Here is a 17138-nt window from a genome sequence, read left to right as displayed (position 1 = left end):
TTCAACTGGGCCCTGGAGGGTTGGGGACCGACAAACCCGGACACTGCAACACGTTCGGGCGCAGAGGGACCCGTCAGTCGATGTGTTGTTTGACGGTGGTCTGGATATCTTCGAGACCGACCGGCTTCGTGAGATACACGTCACATTCGAGGTCCGATTCCACGTCGGGGTCGACAGCGGAGATAATCCCCATCGGCGTGTCGTACCCCTGTTCGCGGAGGTTCGCTATCGCCTCGTCGCCTGACAGCCCCGGCATCCGTCTGTCGAAAAACGCGAAGTCGATGTGTTCGCCGAACAACTCGAGTGACTCTGTGCCGTCGCTTGCGGTGATGACCTCGTACTCGGGGCCACAGAGTAGTTCGTACACGTCCAGTAGCTCTCGTTCGTCGTCGACGAACAACACTGTCGTCTTTGCTCCTGGGGCATCCGAAGCGCTTCCTGAAATCTCCTGCATCGCCATAACCTCACTTGCATCTGCATCGGCCTATCATCGCCACCTAACTCGTTTGGAGGGGCGGGACCGACTCCGGATAGTCCGTGGTGGCTCCCGTCGGCGACCTTTACACTTCGACGAGTACCTTGATGGCCTCGCGCTCGTCCATCGCGCGATATCCCTCCGGAACGTCCTCGAGGGCGACGGTCTTCGTGAAGACGGGCGAGGGGTCGAGCGTTCCCTGGAGGACGTCGGCCATCAGCTCCTCGATGTAGCTCCGAACCGGTGCGATACCGCCGGTGACGGTGACGTTTTTCCCGAAGGCGGTATCGAGAAACGCCGCGTCGGTCACGCCCTCGGGGACGCCGACGTAGCCGACGGTTCCGCCGTCGCGTGCGACCTCGACTGCCGTCTCCATCGAGGACGCCGCTCCGACACACTCCATGACGTGGTTCGCGCCGCCGTTGGTCAGCTCTGTGGCCGCCTCGATTGCCGCCTCGCCGCGTGCGCTTATTGTCTCCGTCGCTCCCAGTTCACTGGCCAGTTCTAACCGGTCCTCGTGGTGGCCCATCGCGATGATGCGTTCGGCACCCAGCCGCCGGGCGGCGAGGACACCACACAGGCCGACCGCACCGTCGCCGACGACGATGGCCGTATCTCCGGCTTCGACACCAGCGCTTATCGCGGCGTGGTGGCCGGTACACATCACGTCGGTCAGCGGGAGAAGCGACTCCAGAACGTCCTCGTCGTCGGCGTAGCGGTCGGGCACCCGGACCAGCGTCCCGTCGGCGTGTGGCGTGCGGACCACCTCGGCCTGTGCGCCGTCTTGCTCGCCGGCCCAGGTGTCGCCGTCGACACAGGAGGTCTGGAGGCCCTTCCGGCAGAACTCGCATTCGCCACAGCTAATCGAGAACGGTGCGAGCACGCGGTCGCCTGGCTGGACGCTCGTCACGTCCGCGCCGACTTCCTCGACGATACCCATCGGCTCGTGGCCGACCGGGGCGCCCTCGTCGTAGTCACGGTGGCCACGATAAAACCAGAGGTCAGAGCCACAGACCGCGGTGTGGGTGACCCGAACGACGGCGTCGGTCGGCACCTCGATTTCGGGGTCCGGTCGCTCCTCGATGCGAATATCGCGCTCGCCACGGAACACAGCAGCGTCCATAGCTGGGATTGTGCTGCCGGGCGGAAAAGCGCACAGTTCCCCGTCAGTCTGGCACTCTCGGTGTGTTTCCGGCCAGCAGACGACTGGGCGTTGTCGCCACATCCCGGTCCGCCAGCACCGATTTGCGTCGATTGTCGAAGGGGGCTTCGATACACTTTTCTGGCGGCTGTGTGTCGATTCTGCCGATGACACGGGGGCCACGCGAGGAACTTGCAGAAAAGATTGCCGGCGAAGTCACGCTCAGCGACGACCCTGGGGCCACGTTGCGCAAGTGGCGGACGGACTTCGAAATCGCACAGACGGACCTGGCGTCGAAACTGGACGTCTCGCCGTCGGTCGTCTCCGATTACGAGAGCGGCCGCCGGGAGAATCCCGGCATCGGCGTCATCGGCCGGGTCGTCGACGCCCTGCTCGATATCGACGAAACGCGAGGTGGGACACACATCCGACAATACGCTCGCGTCCTCTCGGCGGGGTTCGACAGCGACGTCATCTACGACCTCAGGGAGTACCAGGCGAACATCCCGCTAGAGCGGTACTACGACGCCGTCGGCGCGACGGAACTGGTCCGGGGCGACCGCGACACCGTCGCCGGACACACCGTCATCAACTCCATCAAAGCCATCCAGCGCCTCTCGTCGGACGAATTTTACACTCTCTACGGGCAGAGCACGAACCGCGCGCTCGTCTTCACGAACGTCACCCGCGGCGAATCGCCGCTGGTCGCGCTCCGGGTGGTCAAACCGACGCCGAACGCCGTCGTCTTGCACGGTCTCTCCGAGGACGACGTCTGGGAACACGCCGCGGACCTGGCCCGCATCGACGGATTCTCGCTTGCCGTGACGGACCTGCCACTCGACGAGGTGCTCGACGGCCTCCACGGACTACCATAGCCGACCCTCACGCGCGGGGGAGTGTGATAGTCACGATGGTGCCCTCGGGTTCGTTGTCGTCGACGCGAACGACGCCGTCGTATTTCTCGACCAGCGTGTTGACCAGATAGAGGCCGATACCGGTCCCCTCGCTTTCCAATCCTTTCTCGTCCTTGCCGAAGATTGCCGTTTTCTGTTCGTCCGGAATCCCAGGCCCGTTGTCGCTGACGGCCACACGGACCGTCTCGTCGGCGACGTCGACCGAAATCGCCACCTCCGGGACGTCCTTGTCGTTGTGCTGGATGGCGTTTTTGATGACGTTCCGGAACACCGACGCGAGCATCTGGTCGGCGCTGACGGTGACGCTCGGAATCTGCCCGTCGACGCTGACGATGGCATCGGCGTAGCTCGTCCGGATATCGTCTATCTGTGCCAACAACGTCTGTTTGAGCGGCGTCGGCTCCGTGCTCTGGTCGGTCTGGAGCATCGTCCCCGCGAGGTCACGGGCACTGCGCGTGAGTTCGACGGCGTTCTCCGCGTTGTTGAGGATCCGCTCGACGTACTCGCGGTCGTCCTCGCTGACGCGGGTCGCCAGCAGTTCCGCGTAACTGGCGACCACCTGCAGGTCGTTGCGGATGTCGTGGCGCACGATTTCGTTGAGAAGTTCCAGCCCGTCGCGCTGCTGTTCGAGTCGGGTCTCGTAGGCTTTCTGCTCGGTGACGTTGCGTGTCGCTCCGACTATCTGGACGACCTCTCCGTCGACGATGACCGGTGCAATCCGCGAATCCCAGTACGAATCCGGCTCGGGAACATCGAGCTGTTCGACGTAGGAGATGGGTTCTTCGCGCTCGACGCAGTCGTCGTAGCGTTCCGTGACTTCGTCCCCGTCGTCGCCGAAGATTTCTCCGGGCGTCTTGCCACGGACCGCTTCGACTGAAAGTCCCGTCAGCGATTCGTAGGCGGGATTTACCCGTTCGAACCGATACTCGTCGTTCTCGCGGTCGACGTTGACGACGAAGAAGGCATCCTGTGCGTTCCTGAACAGTGCCTCTGCCTGCTCTGCCTTTCGGCTCTGGGTCCGGAGTTGCCGCGCTTTGGCCCGTTCCGAGAGGACAGTCTCCGCACTGCTGGCGAGGAGCTTCGCCACGCGGACGTCCTCATCGTCGAAGGCACCGACTGTCGTCGACGAGAGGATGAACACGCCGTGTTCACCCAGCGGAATGAGCAGTTCACTCCGCAACTCGGTGTCTTCGTTGTAGATTCCACTGGCCTCGCGAATGTCGTCGTAGTGGCGCGTCTCGCCGGTCTGGTACACCTCCCACGCGATGCCTTCGTCCAGCCACGGCAGCTCTCCCAGGAGCTCTCTGCCCCGCGAGGAGACTGCCGTCGGGGCGAGTGCATCTTCTTTCTCGTCGTAGAGGTGGACGCCATTGGCCTCCAGGTCGAGAATCTCCGCGGCAGTAGTCGACGTTCGCTCTGCTACCTCCGTGGCTGATTCTGCGGTGACTAGCTTCCGTGTGGCGTCGTGGAGCCGTCTGAGTTGCTCTTCGCGCTCTTTTTGTTCGGTCACGTCACGGAACGTGATGACGAGGCCGTCCTCGTTTGGGTGGAGGCGTGCCTCGAACCACTGGTCGCGTTCCTCGCTGTACCGCTCGTACGAGGTCTCTTCGCCGGTCTCTCTTGCCTCTTGGATACGCTCTGCCACGATGCTGTCTTCGGCCTCGGGAAACAGGTCCCAGATGTGCGCGCCGACGATGTCGTCGTACTCCTCGTCGAGCAGATACTGTGCCCGCTCGTTGGCGTACGTGTACACGAGATTCTCGTCGAGAGCGAGTACCCCATCAGAAATACGCTCCAGAATCTCGCTCTGTTGGGTCCCGCTGCTGTCCATACACTCCTTTCGAGTGCCAGGGCAATACAACTTCCCCGCGAGCGACCCGATAATGTCAGCGTCCCGCCGTCGACAATACCGGTCGGCAGCGAGTGGCGCCCTATTCGACGTAGGTGTACTTGCGCTCGCCCATCCGACCCCAGCCGTCGAAGGCGAACTCGCCGTCGGGCGTGGTCCGCGGTTCGATGTCCGTCTCGGCGTCGTGGTTGTGCACGTCGTGAATCTCCTCGTACTCGTCGAAGGAGAGGTCGTACCGCGCGTCGATTTGCTCGTTGATGGTCAGCGCGCTGATTTCCTCTTCCCACCCGTCCTGGATGGTTTCGGCGTGAATCTCCGCCTGTGCGCCGCTGCCGTACGAGCCGACCAGAAGCTCCTTGCCGGTGATGTCCCAGCCCTCGTCGAGGGCACGGATGAGCCCGGAGACGCGGGCGATGTGGACCGACCCGGTGTACCAGTTGCCGACCTCACGCGAGATGTCGAGCGTCGGGTCGACGGTCCGCTCGTACCAGTCGAGGTAGTGGTCGGTCTCGGTGAGCGAATCGGTGTACTCTTTGATTGCTTCGAAGTACTCGTCTTCGCCGTCGAAGGCCTCTTTGCGTGGCTGGCGGCCGATTTCGTCGGCCAGTTGCTCTTCGACGTCGGTCCCGCGGATACAGTGTCGATACCCCAGTCCAGCGGCCTTTCGGACCATCCCTGGGAACGGCGTGTGGAACGGAATGAAGGCGAAGTTGTCGGGGTGGGTGTCACCGCCTGCCGCCTCGAAGTCCTCCAGCGCTTCGCGCATCCGCGCGAGATACACCTGCACCGAGCGTTTGCCGTCGACGCTCGGGAACTGCTGGTTGGGCTTCAGGAAGTCCGTCTCGTCGGCGCTGCCGTAGCCCTGTTCGGTGCTGAACGCCACGACATCGGGGTCTTCGTCGATGAGCATTGCGACGGCACCGGCACCCTGGGTCGCCTCGCCGGGGTCGTCGCGGGCGTACAGCGCGGTGTCGGTCGCGATGACCAGCGCCGCGCGGTCGCGATTTCGGCCGGCGCGAATCCAGTTGTAGGCGTCGTCGAGTGCCTGCGTCCCGGAGATACACGCGAACTTCCGCTCGCCCTTGTTGGCGTGGTGGAAGTCGTCGTCGTAGACCTGTTCCAGACAGCCCGCGACGTACGTCGAAACCGGCTTCGAGTGGTCGAAGGCGCTCTCGGTGGCCACGTCGATACGGCCGATGTCCTCCGGCTCGAGGCCTTTCCGCTCCATCAAGTCGTGGCTGGCGTTTGCCGCCATCGTCACGATGTCCTCGTAGACGTCCGGCAGCGAGGAGGCGTACAGTCCCAGCCCCTTCGTGAACTTGCCCGGCTCTTCGCCCTGTGCCGGCGCGAACGTCTCCGCGAGGTCCAGTTGTAGCTTCCCTGTCCAGACTTCGATGCCGTCGATACCTACGTCTGTCATATACGTGAATGTCTCCGAGGAGGTATAAGGGCCTGTCGACTAATTGTTCGTTGATTGTCGATGTGCCGCACCTGAATCCGTTTGTATAACAGACGTTCTATCAATATATCGTTGTTTCTGTATAGTGGATACCAGTGAAAACGGCGATCTGGCGCGGGCGTATGTTCGAATTCATTTTCGCATCGCTTCACACCCGCGCTACTGGTTTTTGAAGTAGAACTTTTGATCTGTCGTATTCTTAAGTCCTAACGTCACAACCAAATCTGAATTCGATTTGGTATTGACTCGTTTTAGATCAAACTTCAAAGCCTTACCATTCTGCTTCTTCTCTATCCTCTTTATAAGGACACTTGTGGTTTGATCAGTATTTATCCTCGCCTCTACATCCAGGATGTGTTTTGTTCCATCAGCTGCATATGGACCACTGTCTGCGCTGTCTGCAGAATCGATCTTCACTTCGGAACCCCCTTCATTATCGATTTGTGAATCTTTTTTGATATTGCTCGCATCAACAGCGAATTCGGTAACAGTTACTGACTCACTGTTGTTGTTCTTTACAGTGAAATTAAGTTCACCCTCCGTCCCTGTGGTTAGTTCTTGGAACTCTAGCGCCTGCCCTGCTGACCCACCGACGATGTCTGAGTCATTCCCAGTTCTATTCGTACTATCACCGACTTTGACCAGCACGTAGAGCGGACTTTCCCCGGCGGTATTGTTATTATCATTAAGCGTCTCTGTCGTTGTCGACCCGTCGTAGTTTGCCAACGAGACGTTATCGAGTTCTGTCGTCTGACTGCTACTGTTGTACAGGTACGCGGTGTAGTTCGTGATGTCTCCGTCGGGGTCACTCGCCTCGAAGGTCACGTCGACGGTGTATTTGCCACTACTACCCGTCTCCGAGATACTCGTTGACGTAATCGTCACACTCGGCGGACTTTGACCTCCGACCGAGACAACCTGACTCGTCCGACGTGTCGCACCGTCGTTGTCAGTCACGTCCAACTGGACTATGTAGTCGCCTGCTGACGCGTAGCTGTGATTCGTCGTCTCGCCATTGCTCGTGTTTCCGTCATCGAATTCCCACTCGTAGCTGGCAATGTCTCCGTCGGGGTCACTCGAACCGCTTGCATCGAACGAGATGTTCTCTCCAGGGTCGGGGTTCGAGGGCGTGTACGTGAAACTGGCCGTGGGGATTCTGTTGTAGACCGTCACCGTCTTCGTCCGGTTTGCGATGCGGCCGTCGTCAGCCGTCACGGTGAGCGTGACCGGGTAATCCTCGTCGTCGGAGAAGTTGTACTCGACGGTTTCGCCAGTCTTGTCGGTCGTCCCATTGTTGCTGAAGTCCCACTCGTAGCTGTTGAGTGTGCTACCCTTGACCGTGCTGTCGCTTGCGTCGAACGTGACCGTGTCAGTCGATGTGGGGTTGTTCGGCGTGTACGAGAACCGAGCGGCGATGGTCACCGTAATCGGGACGGTGTCCCTGGCGACGATGGCGTTCGACGGCGTGTGGACGACCAGCACCTCCATGCGCTCTCCGCTGATGCCGTGTGTCCGTTGCCACTTGTTGCCGGGCGTGAACCGTGTCCCGTCAGACCCAGTCACTTCTGTGAACGACTCGAGCGAATACCGGACCGTCGAATCGCCCCGCAAGATAATGTCTACGTCGGCTGCGTTGAGGTCGTTTCCGCCGGTGTGTTCTATCGTAATGTTCTGTGTCGTGGCGTTTGCGTCGATGTCCAGAAGCGGCGCACTCGTGGTCTGGGAGCTGACGTTGGTTACCATCACGAAGCCGGCGACCACCGCAACGACGACGATGACACCCGTGAGTAAGACCACACCAATCGTCTCGGACTGTCCACGGGTGTTCGGTGTCATTCCAGATTATCTCCGTCCTGTTCGCTCCTCATGATGCTGGCACGATATACAGTGCGCTCTCGCCCGTCTCCAGCTGGAAGCTAACTACGAACCAGGACTGTCCGCCTCCATTGGCGTCGAACTCAAACACGACGTCTGTCTCCGAACCGCCCCCTTGGAGTTCGATCTTTGGGGTAAAGCTCTCGTAGTCGCCCCTAATATCGAGACTCGCGCGCCGAGCGTTATTGGTGCTATCTACGTACACGTCAGCGGAGGTCGGCTTGCTCCCTTTTCCCGAGCCTGTATTCCTGTAGAAGTCAATCCGGGCCTCGGTGAAATTATTCGTCGCACCGGTGTTGTTGAAAGTCACTGTGACCGTCGACCCGCTCGCGGAGGAATCAGTCAGTCGAATATCTCCTGGATTGGCCGGGGTAATATCATCCCGGTCGGACCCTCTCTCACCAGACTGTGGCGCCTCGCCCAGTCCGACAGGACTGCAGTTGACTGTGTACTCGCCACTCAAAGTGAGCGTCAGATTCCCGTTGCTGACGGTGATATTCCCGGGGTCGACTTCTCCTTCGAGTGCCGTCTCCCACCGGTCTCGTGACAGTTCGGTCGGTATTGTGACGTTCAAGTCATTCTTCTGTGAGCTAGTGAGGAGGCCAGCTTTTGACTCTATTGCCACCGTATCTCCCCCTCCCTTGTTCAACGACCCACTTAGCGGAGTTATCTGGATGGTGTCACCTTGTACCAGTTGCTGGCTCGTCATCAGTACGGAGTCGTCGCTGAACTGGTGATAGAGCAGCGAGTTCTCGTATCGAATCGTCCCCGCGCTGTCGTATACTGAGTAGCTGGGATTGTACTCGATAAACCGTGTCTGGATGTCGGTCCCCGGACAGACATCTGTCGTGATGTCGTTGCCGTTCTGTTCGATGACGATAGGCCGAGGCTCAGTGGTAGACAACGACCCGCTCGGTGGTGATGGATTCAGCGCGAGCAACCGGGCTGGGAATTCGGTCCCGAGTTCGACCGTTGCGTACCCGTCCTCGCCGGTCGTTTTCGTCTCCAGAATCGTGTTTCGCAACTCGACCATGTCGCCCTCGACTCGCTGGTTGTGGTTGAACTCGACCTCTCTGTTCTGATTCGGGACGACGAACGCCTGGTAGGTCGTAAACAGAATAATAAGAACGCCAAAGAGGAGCACCGCTCCAATCTGGATAGATTGCCCTCTCCCGTCACCCGTCAGGTCCATTACGAACCTCTTACCTCCCGCGCGGTTAAAAGCCTCCGGGCGGCCGTCTCCGTGAGCTTACTCGGCGTCGTCTTCCTCGACGACTTCGGGGTCGCTCATCGCCGTCTGCAGACTGTCGAGGCCGTTGACCCATTCGGCGACGAAGCCAAATTCGAGGTCCTCGCTCATCCCCATGTCCATCTCCTCGCCGTCGATGACGAGCGTGCCGGCCTGGACACAGTACCCCAGCGCGGCGTCCATGTCCTCTTCGGCCTCGGCGTCGGCGGCGGCCTGGACGTACTCCTCGATTGTGCCTTCGTCGGCGGGTCCGCCCGCGATGAACTCTTCGGCGGCGTAGAAGACACACATCAGCGACGTCTGGACGCCGTCGACGAGCATCGCCTTCTCCTCGTTCTCGAAGTCCAACTCCGCGAGGACAATCTGCTCGATGTCCTCGATTTCGGACAGTGCGCGCTCCTCGTCGAGCTCGCCGTCCTCGTAGTCGGTGATGATTTTCGCCACCGCGATTGCGGTGTCATCCTGGAGATTCAACAGCAGGCGCGCCGAATCTTCGTCTTCGGCGTCGATGTCTTCCTCGCGGATGCGACCCAACCAGTTCTGCCAGCGTTCCTCTGTGTAGTATTCCCCCGGGGGGTTGCTCATATGCTCCCGTACGTGCCTCGGGGGTTATGACTTTCGAACACCCGCTTTTTCCTCTCGCTGTGCGTTTTCCATCTCAGTATCCGCCGGCACGTCCGTCCCGCTGTGGTTGACTCCCGCCTCGTCGCAAGCGCGAGTGCCCGTCCGGTCTCCGGGCAGTCACTCGTCGATGTCGGCGTACATGCGCGTCAGACCACACTCCGAACAGACGTAGGCCTGCCCGTCGTAGCGCTGTTTCACGCCCAGTTTCCCCAGAATCCCCTCCTTGTTCTCCTCGGAGAGAAACTGGAGTCGATGCCCGCCGCTGGTCTGGACCGTCATCTCCTCCATCGTCACGCCACAGTCAGGACACCGCGGGTCGGTGACCATCGATCACTCCTCCGTCAAGGTCGCCTCGGTGTCGATACCGTACACGCGGGCGGGCGTCTCGACGTGGGCGCGGGACATCGCGTCCTCGTATCCCTCTTCGACCAGCCACTCGACGCGTTTGGGTACCGTCTTGGGGCCGAGCACCGCGCCGGGCCGGTCCGGGTCGTCGATGAAGTCGGTCTCCATCAGGAACGGGTCCTCGCGCTGACAGGCCGTTTCCAGTTCCTCCTTGTTCGAGAGAACACTCGCAATCGGTCCCTCGACGTGGCTCCCCGAGAAGTGCTTGACCACGCGCTCGCGCGGGAGGCCACAGTCTTCGGCCCACTCAACCACCTCGGTGAAGTCCTCGCCACCTTCGGTGTGGAGCTGGACGGCACACCCGACTTCCGCGGCGAGTTCGAAGGCGTGTCGCATCACGTCGTTGGAGGCCTCCCACACGTCTTCGTCGACGTCATAGTGGGGACGCCCGCTCTTGATTGCGAGTGCGGGTCCGTCGGCGACGAACTCCGCGGCGACGTCGAGTCCGGTTTGCATCAGGTCACGGGCCTCCGTGGGCGTGTAGCCCCGGTCGAGTAACTGCGAGATGAGCGCGGGATGGACACCGAGGACCGGCCAGGCGCGGCCGGGGAGGATGTCACTGGCGCGTTCGGTCACGTCCACCGTAATCTCGAACGTCTCCCGGAACCCGTCTGCGTCGTCGACCTCGCCGACGAGATGCCAGGAGGGCTTGTTGAGTACGAGCAGGTGGGTGCCGCCGCGGTTGGCGAAATCTTCGGCGGCGTCGACGCCCCGGCCGTTGACGGGGTCCAGATGGAGGTGATTGTCCAGGATTGGCTCGAACATACCGGGCGTGCGGTCCGGTGGCGCAAAAACAGTTCGTCTCGTTACTCGTCCATCGTAATCGCGTGCTGGGCGGCGTTGCGGAGCGCGTCCGAGCGCCCGTAGGACCCGGGAGCGAGCGCCACTGTCCGCAGTCCTTCCTCGGCCGCTCGCTCGACGACGGGCTTGAAGTCGGCGTCGCGGGACGCAATCACGAGCACGTCGATGGTCTGTTCGGTCGCGGCTGCCGTCGCGTCCACGGCCAACCGGACGTCGACGTCGCCGCTCGTGGTCACCACGTCGAATCCGCGCGACTCGGCGGCCTGGATGAGCTCCGGTGTCGCGTGTTCGTCCAGATACAGGCGAGTGAGCGCGAGCGCTCCCTCCGACTCGGCGATAGCGCGCAGTTCGTCCAAGTCGACGTCGAACTCTGCGCGGAGGACGTTCGGCCCGTCGACGAACAACCCCACCCGTTTCGTCTCGTCCCCGAAGAGGCCGCCGAGCAGTTCCATACCGATATGTTTGCTACCCCGGGGTTTAGCGCTGACGACTGGCGCGTTCGGGGCCATCGTCGGTTGATATCATGGCCATTGCGTGGTCGGTTGCCCCACCGAGAGAAATAATGGGTATTTGACACCACCCGAATCGTTCCTGGTCGGGTATTCTCAGGAAGTTAGAACGCCTCGGACGTTTTACGGCAACAATTCCGTTGAGAGGAACTATGACCGACTCGACCGGCGCGGAGGGGACGCGGGTCGTCCGGAACCCGTACGTCGTCGTGGGGGCCACAATCGTCGCCGTGACGCTTCTGGGACTCGCCGTCGCGACCAATCCATTCTCCGCCGCCGTCGCACAATCGCTGTTGCCGCTCTTTCTCGGGTCGATGCTGATTGTCTACGGCGTTGGCAACGACGACCCTGTCTCCCGGCAACACCGGTCGCTGCTGGCCCGGTGGATTGCTGCCGGCGTCGCCACCTTCACACTCGTCGGCGTCCTGTTTTTCGTACTCTCCGTGCTGTTCGAGACGGCGTACCTGCTCGCTGTCATCGGCTCGCTGGCGACCGGTGCCGTGCTCGGGGCGGTTATCGGCACCTACGCAATCCGCCTGCGCCGGGCCAACGAGCAACTGTCGACACAGAACGAGCGCCTAGAGGAGTTTGCGGCCATCGTCAGCCACGACGTCCGGAATCCGCTCAACGTCGCATCGGGAATGGTCGAACTGGCCGACGGTGACGATGAGAAACTCGACCGGGCCGCCAGCGCGCTCGAACGGATAGACCGCATCATCGACGACGTCCTCATGCTGACCCGGGGGACGACCGATATCGAGCCGACCACTCTCGCGCTCGATGACGTGGCACTGCAGGCCTGGGAGACCGTCGACGCACCCGAGGCGACGCTCACCATCGACGGCCGACACCACTTCGACGGTGACAGACATCTCACGCGGCAACTGCTCGAGAACCTCTTCCGGAACAGCGTCGACCACGGTGACGAGGACGTGACTATTCGGGTCGGGCCGACCGCTTCTGACGACCGACCGGCGGACGAACCGAGTGGATTCTACGTCGCAGACGACGGCCCCGGTATCCCGCCCGAAGACCGCGAGGAAATCTTCGAGACGGGCTACTCCGGCGGCGATGGCACCGGACTCGGACTCCACGTCGTCCAGCGCATCTGTGACGTCCACGGCTGGACTATCGCCGTCGACGAGAGCCGTTCGGGTGGCGCCCGCTTCGAGATTACCGCGACCGAAACGTCGAACCAGTCACCTGCCCGTCCGGAACGAGTCGCTCAGACTCACTGAAGTCGCCGAGCCGTTTCTCGACTCGTCGCTCGAAAGCATCCCTGACTCTCCTACAGAGCTGTCTCTGGGTCCAGTGTCAGCGGCGCCCGCTCTATTTACTATCGTGGCATAGAGTTTACCAGCGCCGCCAGCTCGCACGCGGACGCTCTGAGCCGAAAGCGTATGTGGGGCGGGTGCGAGACGTTCGGTATGACCCTACGGACGCCACCTTTGCGTGACACACACGCCGACCACGGCGGGCAGTTCACCGACTTCGGTGGGTGGGAGATGCCCGTCGAGTTCGACTCGATTCGCGCTGAACACACCGCAGTCCGCGAGTCGGCTGGCAAATTCGACGTTTCACATATGGGCGAGATAGCAGTCTCCGGGCCGGACGCCGCTCGGCTCTGCCAGCGGTTGACGACCAACGACGTCCTCGCACTGGACCCCGGTGAAGCACAGTACGCTGCCATCACCGACGAGGACGGCATCATCCTCGACGACACCGTCGTCTACAACCTCCCCGCGAGCGCGGACGCGGACTATCTGTTTATCCCCAACGCGGGCCACGACAGCGAGATGTACGACCGCTGGGTCACCCATCGCGACCAGTGGGAACTGGACGCAACCGTAACCAACCGAACCGAGGAGTACGCCATGATTGCCGTGCAGGGGCCGGACGCGCCGGCACTGCTGGCGGCCAAAACCGATGTCGACCTGCCCGAGATGGACCGATTCGATATTGAACGTGGGGTCGTCGCCGGCGTCGAGTCGCTCGTCGCCCGGACCGGCTACACCGGCGAGAAGGGATTCGAGGTGCTCTGTCCGTGGGACAGCGCCGAGACAGTCTGGGACGCACTGGACTGTCAGCCCTGCGGGCTGGGCGCTCGGGATACCCTGCGCGTCGAGATGGGCTTTCTCCTCTCGGGCCAGGACTTCAATCCCGAGACAAACCCCCGCAATCCCTTCGAGGCCGGCATCGGCTTCGCCGTGAAACTCGACACCGAGTTCGTCGGCCGTGATACCCTCGAAGGAATCGATACTGAAGGGCCAGCCGAGCGTCTTGTCGGCCTCCAACTCATCGACCGGGGCGTTCCCCGTCACGGCTACGAGGTGACCACTCCCGACGGGGACCCACTCGGGGAAGTCACCAGCGGGACGATGAGTCCGACGCTGGGCGAACCGATTGCGCTCGCCTATCTGCCGGCAGCCTACACCGAGCCCGACCGGACCGTGCGGGTCCTCATCCGCGGCGAACCGAAGAAGGCACGTACCACCACGACACCATTCCTCTCATGAGCTTCGAGATACCCGAGGACCTGCGTTACCTCGACTCCCACGAGTGGGCGCGCGAGGAAGACGGAATCGTCCGCGTCGGCATCAGCGACTTCGCACAGGACGAACTCGGTGACGTCGTCTTCGTGGAACTGCCAGACGAGGGCGACCAGCTGGACCGCGAAGAGTCGTTCGGTGTCGTCGAATCCATCAAAGCGGTTTCGGACATCTACGCCCCGCTTGCGGGAACGGTTACGGAGACAAACGACGACCTGCTCGACCAGCCCGAACTGGTTAACGACGACCCCTACGGCGACGGCTGGATGCTGGCTATCGACCCCAACGAGTCACTGGACCATCTGCTCTCCTCTGACGAGTACGCCGAGCAAATCGAGTGAGACGGCTGTTCTTTCCGATTTTACGTGTACAGCGGTAGCACCTGAATTATCTCGGTAAATTGTATGCCAATATATCGAAATCAGTCGATGTCTGCCGAAACTGGGTGAGTCGAAAGCGACTCTTGGCGAGTAGCGCACCCGAAAACGTTGTGTAGCGGCCTGTCCAAGTGCGGTCAAGAGATTCATGAGCGGAGACAATCGGGGGAGTCCGTACGCCCCTCACACCGCGACAGAGCGGGCGGCGATGCTCGAAGCCGTCGGCGTCGACAGCGAGGCCGACCTGTTCGATATCCCGGACCCCGTCGCCTTTGACGGCGAGTTCGGTATCGACGCCCGGAGTGAACAGGCTGTCCGTCGGGAGGTGGGGACGGAACTTGGCCGCAACGCCGACCTCGTGGAGTTTCTCGGGCGGGGCCACTACGACCACTACGTCCCGTCGCTGGTCGACCACCTGGCCGACCGCCAGGAGTTTCTGACCTCCTACACCCAGTACCAGCCCGAAATCGCCCAGGGATTCCTGCAGGCACTCTTTGAGTATCAGTCGATGCTGGTCGAGTTGACCGGTCTCGAAGTCGCCAACTGCTCTGTCTACGATGCGGCGACGGCGCTGGGGGAGGCGGCGACCCTCGCCGCGCGCGTCCGCGACGTGGACGGCTCGCGCGTACTCGTGCCCGAACACGTCCGCGAGGAGAAACGCTCCGTGTTGGAAAATTACGCCGACGGCGTCGACCTGACCGTCGAGACATATCCGATGGACGACGGCTGTGTCGACGTCGACGCACTCGCAGACAGTGCCGGCGAAGAGACCCTGCTGGTCTACGCCGAGACGCCGACGGTCCGGGGCGTCGTGGAGGAACACCTCGATACCATCGGCGAGATTGCCGACGACGCCGGCGCGCTGTTCTGTCTCGGCACCGACCCCGTCGCGCTCGCGTTGCTCGAACGCCCAGTCGATGTCGGCGCGGACGTGGTAGTCGGCGACGCCGCGACGCTGGGCCTCGGGACGGCCTACGGGATGGGACTTGGACTCTTCGTCACCCGCGAGGAGTATCTCCGGCAGGTCCCCGGTCGACTCGTCGGTGCGGGCGAGGACAGCACGGAGCGGCGCGCGTACACGCTCACACTGCAGACGCGCGAACAGCACATCCGCCGGGAGCGGGCCACGAGCAACATTTGTACGAACCAGGCGTGGGTCGCGCTTCGGACCGCGATGCACGTCACCATGCTCGGTCCCGACGGTCTGGTCGAACTCGCCGAAGAGTCGGTCCGGCGGGCACGCGACACGGCCGCACGGCTGGACGAGATTGTCGGTATCGAGGCACCGGTCCACGACTGCCACCACTTCCGGGAGTTCGTCGCACGCACCGAGCAGCCGGCAGGTGCCATCGCCGCCGACCTCGCAGACGAAGGTTATGCCGTCCACGCTATCGACGACCACCTCCTCCAGGTCTGTGTGACCGAGACGAACGAACACGCCGTCGATGGGCTGGTCGCCGCCGTCGAGGAGGTGGCACGATGAGCTACGAACAGGCTCGCTGGGCCGAGGACGACCGCTACGAACCGCTCCTCTCGGAGAAAGACACGACGACAGTCGAGGTGAGCGACGACGGGCCGCTTCCCGAGGACCTGACTCGCGACTCCGTCGAACTCCCGGCACTCGAGGAACCGGAACTGGCCCGGCACTACACGCGACTCTCGCAGATGAACTACGGCGTCGAGAGCGGCCCCTTCCCGCTTGGGTCGTGTACGATGAAGTACAACCCGAAGTTCACGGAGGACCTGGCTGCCCTGCCCAGTGCCGGGGTCCACCCGGACCGCGACGAGCGGACGGTTCAGGGACTGCTCGGTGTCATGCAGGGACTCCAGGACTACCTGGCGCGCATCGGCGGGATGGACGCGGTGACGCTGCAGCCACCGGCGGGCGCCGCAGGCGAGTTTGCGGGCGTCCTCGTCGCCAAAGCCTACCACGACCACAACGGCGAGGACCGATCGGAAATCGTGGTTCCGGACAGCGCTCACGGAACCAACTTCGCGAGTGCGGCGATGGCCGGCTTCGACGTGGTGGAGTTGCCGAGTGCCGAGGACGGCCGCGTCGACCTCGACGCACTCGAAGCGGCGGTCTCGGAGGAGACGGCGGCGCTGATGCTCACCAACCCCAACACGCTCGGGCTCTTCGAGCGGGACATCGAAGAGATTGCAGACATAGTTCACGACGCCGGCGGACTCCTCTACTACGACGGGGCGAACCTCAACGCACTGCTCGGGCAGGCCCGGCCCGGCGACATGGGATTCGACATCATGCACTACAACGTCCACAAGACGTTCGCGACGCCACACGGCGGTGGCGGTCCCGGTGCCGGACCGGTCGGTGTCGTCTCCGACCTCGCGCCGTTCTTGCCCGCACCACGCGTCCGGGAGACCGACGACGGTGGCTACGAGCGGTTCGACCCCGCCCACACCATCGGCAAGGTCCACGGCTTCGAGGGCAACTGGCTGGTGCTCCTGAAGACGTACGCGTACATCGCCCGGCTGGGCGATTCGGGGCTGGCCGACGCCAGCGCGAAGGCGGTGTTGAACGCGAACTATCTGGCCGAGCAAATCGAGTACGACGTGCCTTTTGGTCCCTTCCACCACGAGTTCGTCGCCAGCGCCGGTGACCAGGATGCCGCCGACGTGGCAAAGCGCATGCTCGATTACGGCGTCCACCCGCCGACGACGAAGTGGCCCGAAATCGTCCCGGAAGCGCTGATGACCGAACCGACCGAAATCGAGGGCAAGCGAACGCTCGACCAGCTGGCGACGGCGTTCAACGCTGTCGCTGGCGAGGACGACGCCACACTCGAAGCCGCACCCGAGGCGACCGCGGCCCGCCGAATCGACCAGGTGGCCGCAGCGCGAACGCCGCAACTCTCCTGGCAGGCGCTGGACGACGAGTAAAGGACGTTCG

The 17138-nt window shown here is 62.4% G+C and carries 16 protein-coding genes; 6 read left to right on the top strand and 10 right to left on the bottom strand.

The window, feature by feature from the left end:
- Positions 1-73 precede the first annotated feature (73 nt).
- Together QYL91_RS15195 and QYL91_RS15190 are read right to left on the bottom strand one after the other, a co-directional pair.
- Positions 74-454, bottom strand: coding sequence for a response regulator transcription factor (locus tag QYL91_RS15195; protein WP_302081335.1), 381 nt, complete (start codon positions 452-454; stop codon positions 74-76).
- 106 nt (positions 455-560) lie between these two features.
- Positions 561-1598 carry a zinc-dependent alcohol dehydrogenase family protein gene (locus QYL91_RS15190; protein ID WP_302081334.1) on the bottom strand — a complete coding sequence of 346 codons (1038 nt, stop codon included), beginning with the start codon at positions 1596-1598 and terminating at the stop codon, positions 561-563.
- Between the two features lie 185 nt (positions 1599-1783).
- Here QYL91_RS15190 and QYL91_RS15185 point away from each other — a divergent pair, with 185 nt between their 5' ends.
- A complete protein-coding gene (locus tag QYL91_RS15185; protein ID WP_302081333.1) occupies positions 1784-2491 on the top strand; it encodes a helix-turn-helix domain-containing protein in 708 nt (235 codons plus the stop codon).
- Between the two features lie 7 nt (positions 2492-2498).
- On the opposite strand, the gene QYL91_RS15180 is transcribed toward QYL91_RS15185, so the two are convergent.
- The 8 genes from QYL91_RS15180 to QYL91_RS15145 all read right to left on the bottom strand — a co-directional run bounded on the left by QYL91_RS15180 (position 2499) and on the right by QYL91_RS15145 (position 11244).
- Complete coding sequence (locus QYL91_RS15180) at positions 2499-4361, bottom strand: PAS domain-containing protein (protein WP_302081332.1); 1863 nt, start codon at positions 4359-4361, stop codon at positions 2499-2501.
- A gap of 100 nt (positions 4362-4461) precedes the next feature.
- Positions 4462-5799, bottom strand: coding sequence for a hydroxymethylglutaryl-CoA synthase (gene hmgB, locus QYL91_RS15175; RefSeq protein ID WP_302081331.1), 1338 nt, complete (start codon positions 5797-5799; stop codon positions 4462-4464).
- A gap of 198 nt (positions 5800-5997) precedes the next feature.
- The gene (locus tag QYL91_RS15170; protein WP_302081330.1) at positions 5998-7674 is read right to left on the bottom strand and encodes a PKD domain-containing protein; all 1677 of its coding nucleotides are present in this window, start codon (positions 7672-7674) and stop codon (positions 5998-6000) included.
- A 28-nt stretch (positions 7675-7702) separates the two neighbouring features.
- Positions 7703-8905, bottom strand: a complete 1203-nt coding sequence (locus QYL91_RS15165; protein WP_302081329.1) for a hypothetical protein — start codon at positions 8903-8905, stop codon at positions 7703-7705.
- Positions 8906-8962: 57 nt separating this feature from the next.
- Entirely contained in the window at positions 8963-9547 is a 585-nt protein-coding gene (locus QYL91_RS15160; RefSeq protein ID WP_302081328.1) for a DUF2150 family protein, read from the bottom strand.
- Between the two features lie 156 nt (positions 9548-9703).
- Complete coding sequence (locus tag QYL91_RS15155; RefSeq protein WP_302081327.1) at positions 9704-9913, bottom strand: hypothetical protein; 210 nt, start codon at positions 9911-9913, stop codon at positions 9704-9706.
- Between the two features lie 3 nt (positions 9914-9916).
- The gene (locus QYL91_RS15150) at positions 9917-10756 is read right to left on the bottom strand and encodes a TatD family hydrolase (RefSeq protein ID WP_302081326.1); all 840 of its coding nucleotides are present in this window, start codon (positions 10754-10756) and stop codon (positions 9917-9919) included.
- Positions 10757-10797: 41 nt separating this feature from the next.
- Complete coding sequence (locus tag QYL91_RS15145; RefSeq protein WP_302081325.1) at positions 10798-11244, bottom strand: NYN domain-containing protein; 447 nt, start codon at positions 11242-11244, stop codon at positions 10798-10800.
- Between the two features lie 209 nt (positions 11245-11453).
- Between QYL91_RS15145 and QYL91_RS15140 the strand changes: the two genes are divergently transcribed.
- From QYL91_RS15140 to gcvPB, 5 genes are all read left to right on the top strand, one after another.
- Positions 11454-12539 (top strand): sensor histidine kinase, encoded by a 1086-nt coding sequence (locus QYL91_RS15140; RefSeq protein WP_302081324.1) that lies wholly within the window; start codon positions 11454-11456, stop codon positions 12537-12539.
- A gap of 189 nt (positions 12540-12728) precedes the next feature.
- Positions 12729-13817 (top strand): glycine cleavage system aminomethyltransferase GcvT, encoded by a 1089-nt coding sequence (gene gcvT, locus QYL91_RS15135; protein ID WP_302081323.1) that lies wholly within the window; start codon positions 12729-12731, stop codon positions 13815-13817.
- Complete coding sequence (gene gcvH / locus QYL91_RS15130; RefSeq protein ID WP_302081322.1) at positions 13814-14191, top strand: glycine cleavage system protein GcvH; 378 nt, start codon at positions 13814-13816, stop codon at positions 14189-14191. Before gcvT ends, gcvH begins: the two co-directional genes overlap by 4 nt.
- A gap of 184 nt (positions 14192-14375) precedes the next feature.
- Positions 14376-15710 carry an aminomethyl-transferring glycine dehydrogenase subunit GcvPA gene (gene gcvPA / locus QYL91_RS15125; RefSeq protein ID WP_302081321.1) on the top strand — a complete coding sequence of 445 codons (1335 nt, stop codon included), beginning with the start codon at positions 14376-14378 and terminating at the stop codon, positions 15708-15710.
- Positions 15707-17128 carry an aminomethyl-transferring glycine dehydrogenase subunit GcvPB gene (gcvPB, locus tag QYL91_RS15120; protein WP_302081320.1) on the top strand — a complete coding sequence of 474 codons (1422 nt, stop codon included), beginning with the start codon at positions 15707-15709 and terminating at the stop codon, positions 17126-17128. Before gcvPA ends, gcvPB begins: the two co-directional genes overlap by 4 nt.
- Positions 17129-17138: the final 10 nt, after the last annotated feature.

Origin of the sequence: Salinibaculum rarum, assembly GCF_030505615.1 — an archaeon.
GTDB lineage: Archaea > Halobacteriota > Halobacteria > Halobacteriales > Haloarculaceae > Salinibaculum > Salinibaculum rarum.
The sequence above is the reverse complement of the archived record's forward strand: the minus strand, read 5'-3'. Positions and strand labels throughout refer to the sequence as shown.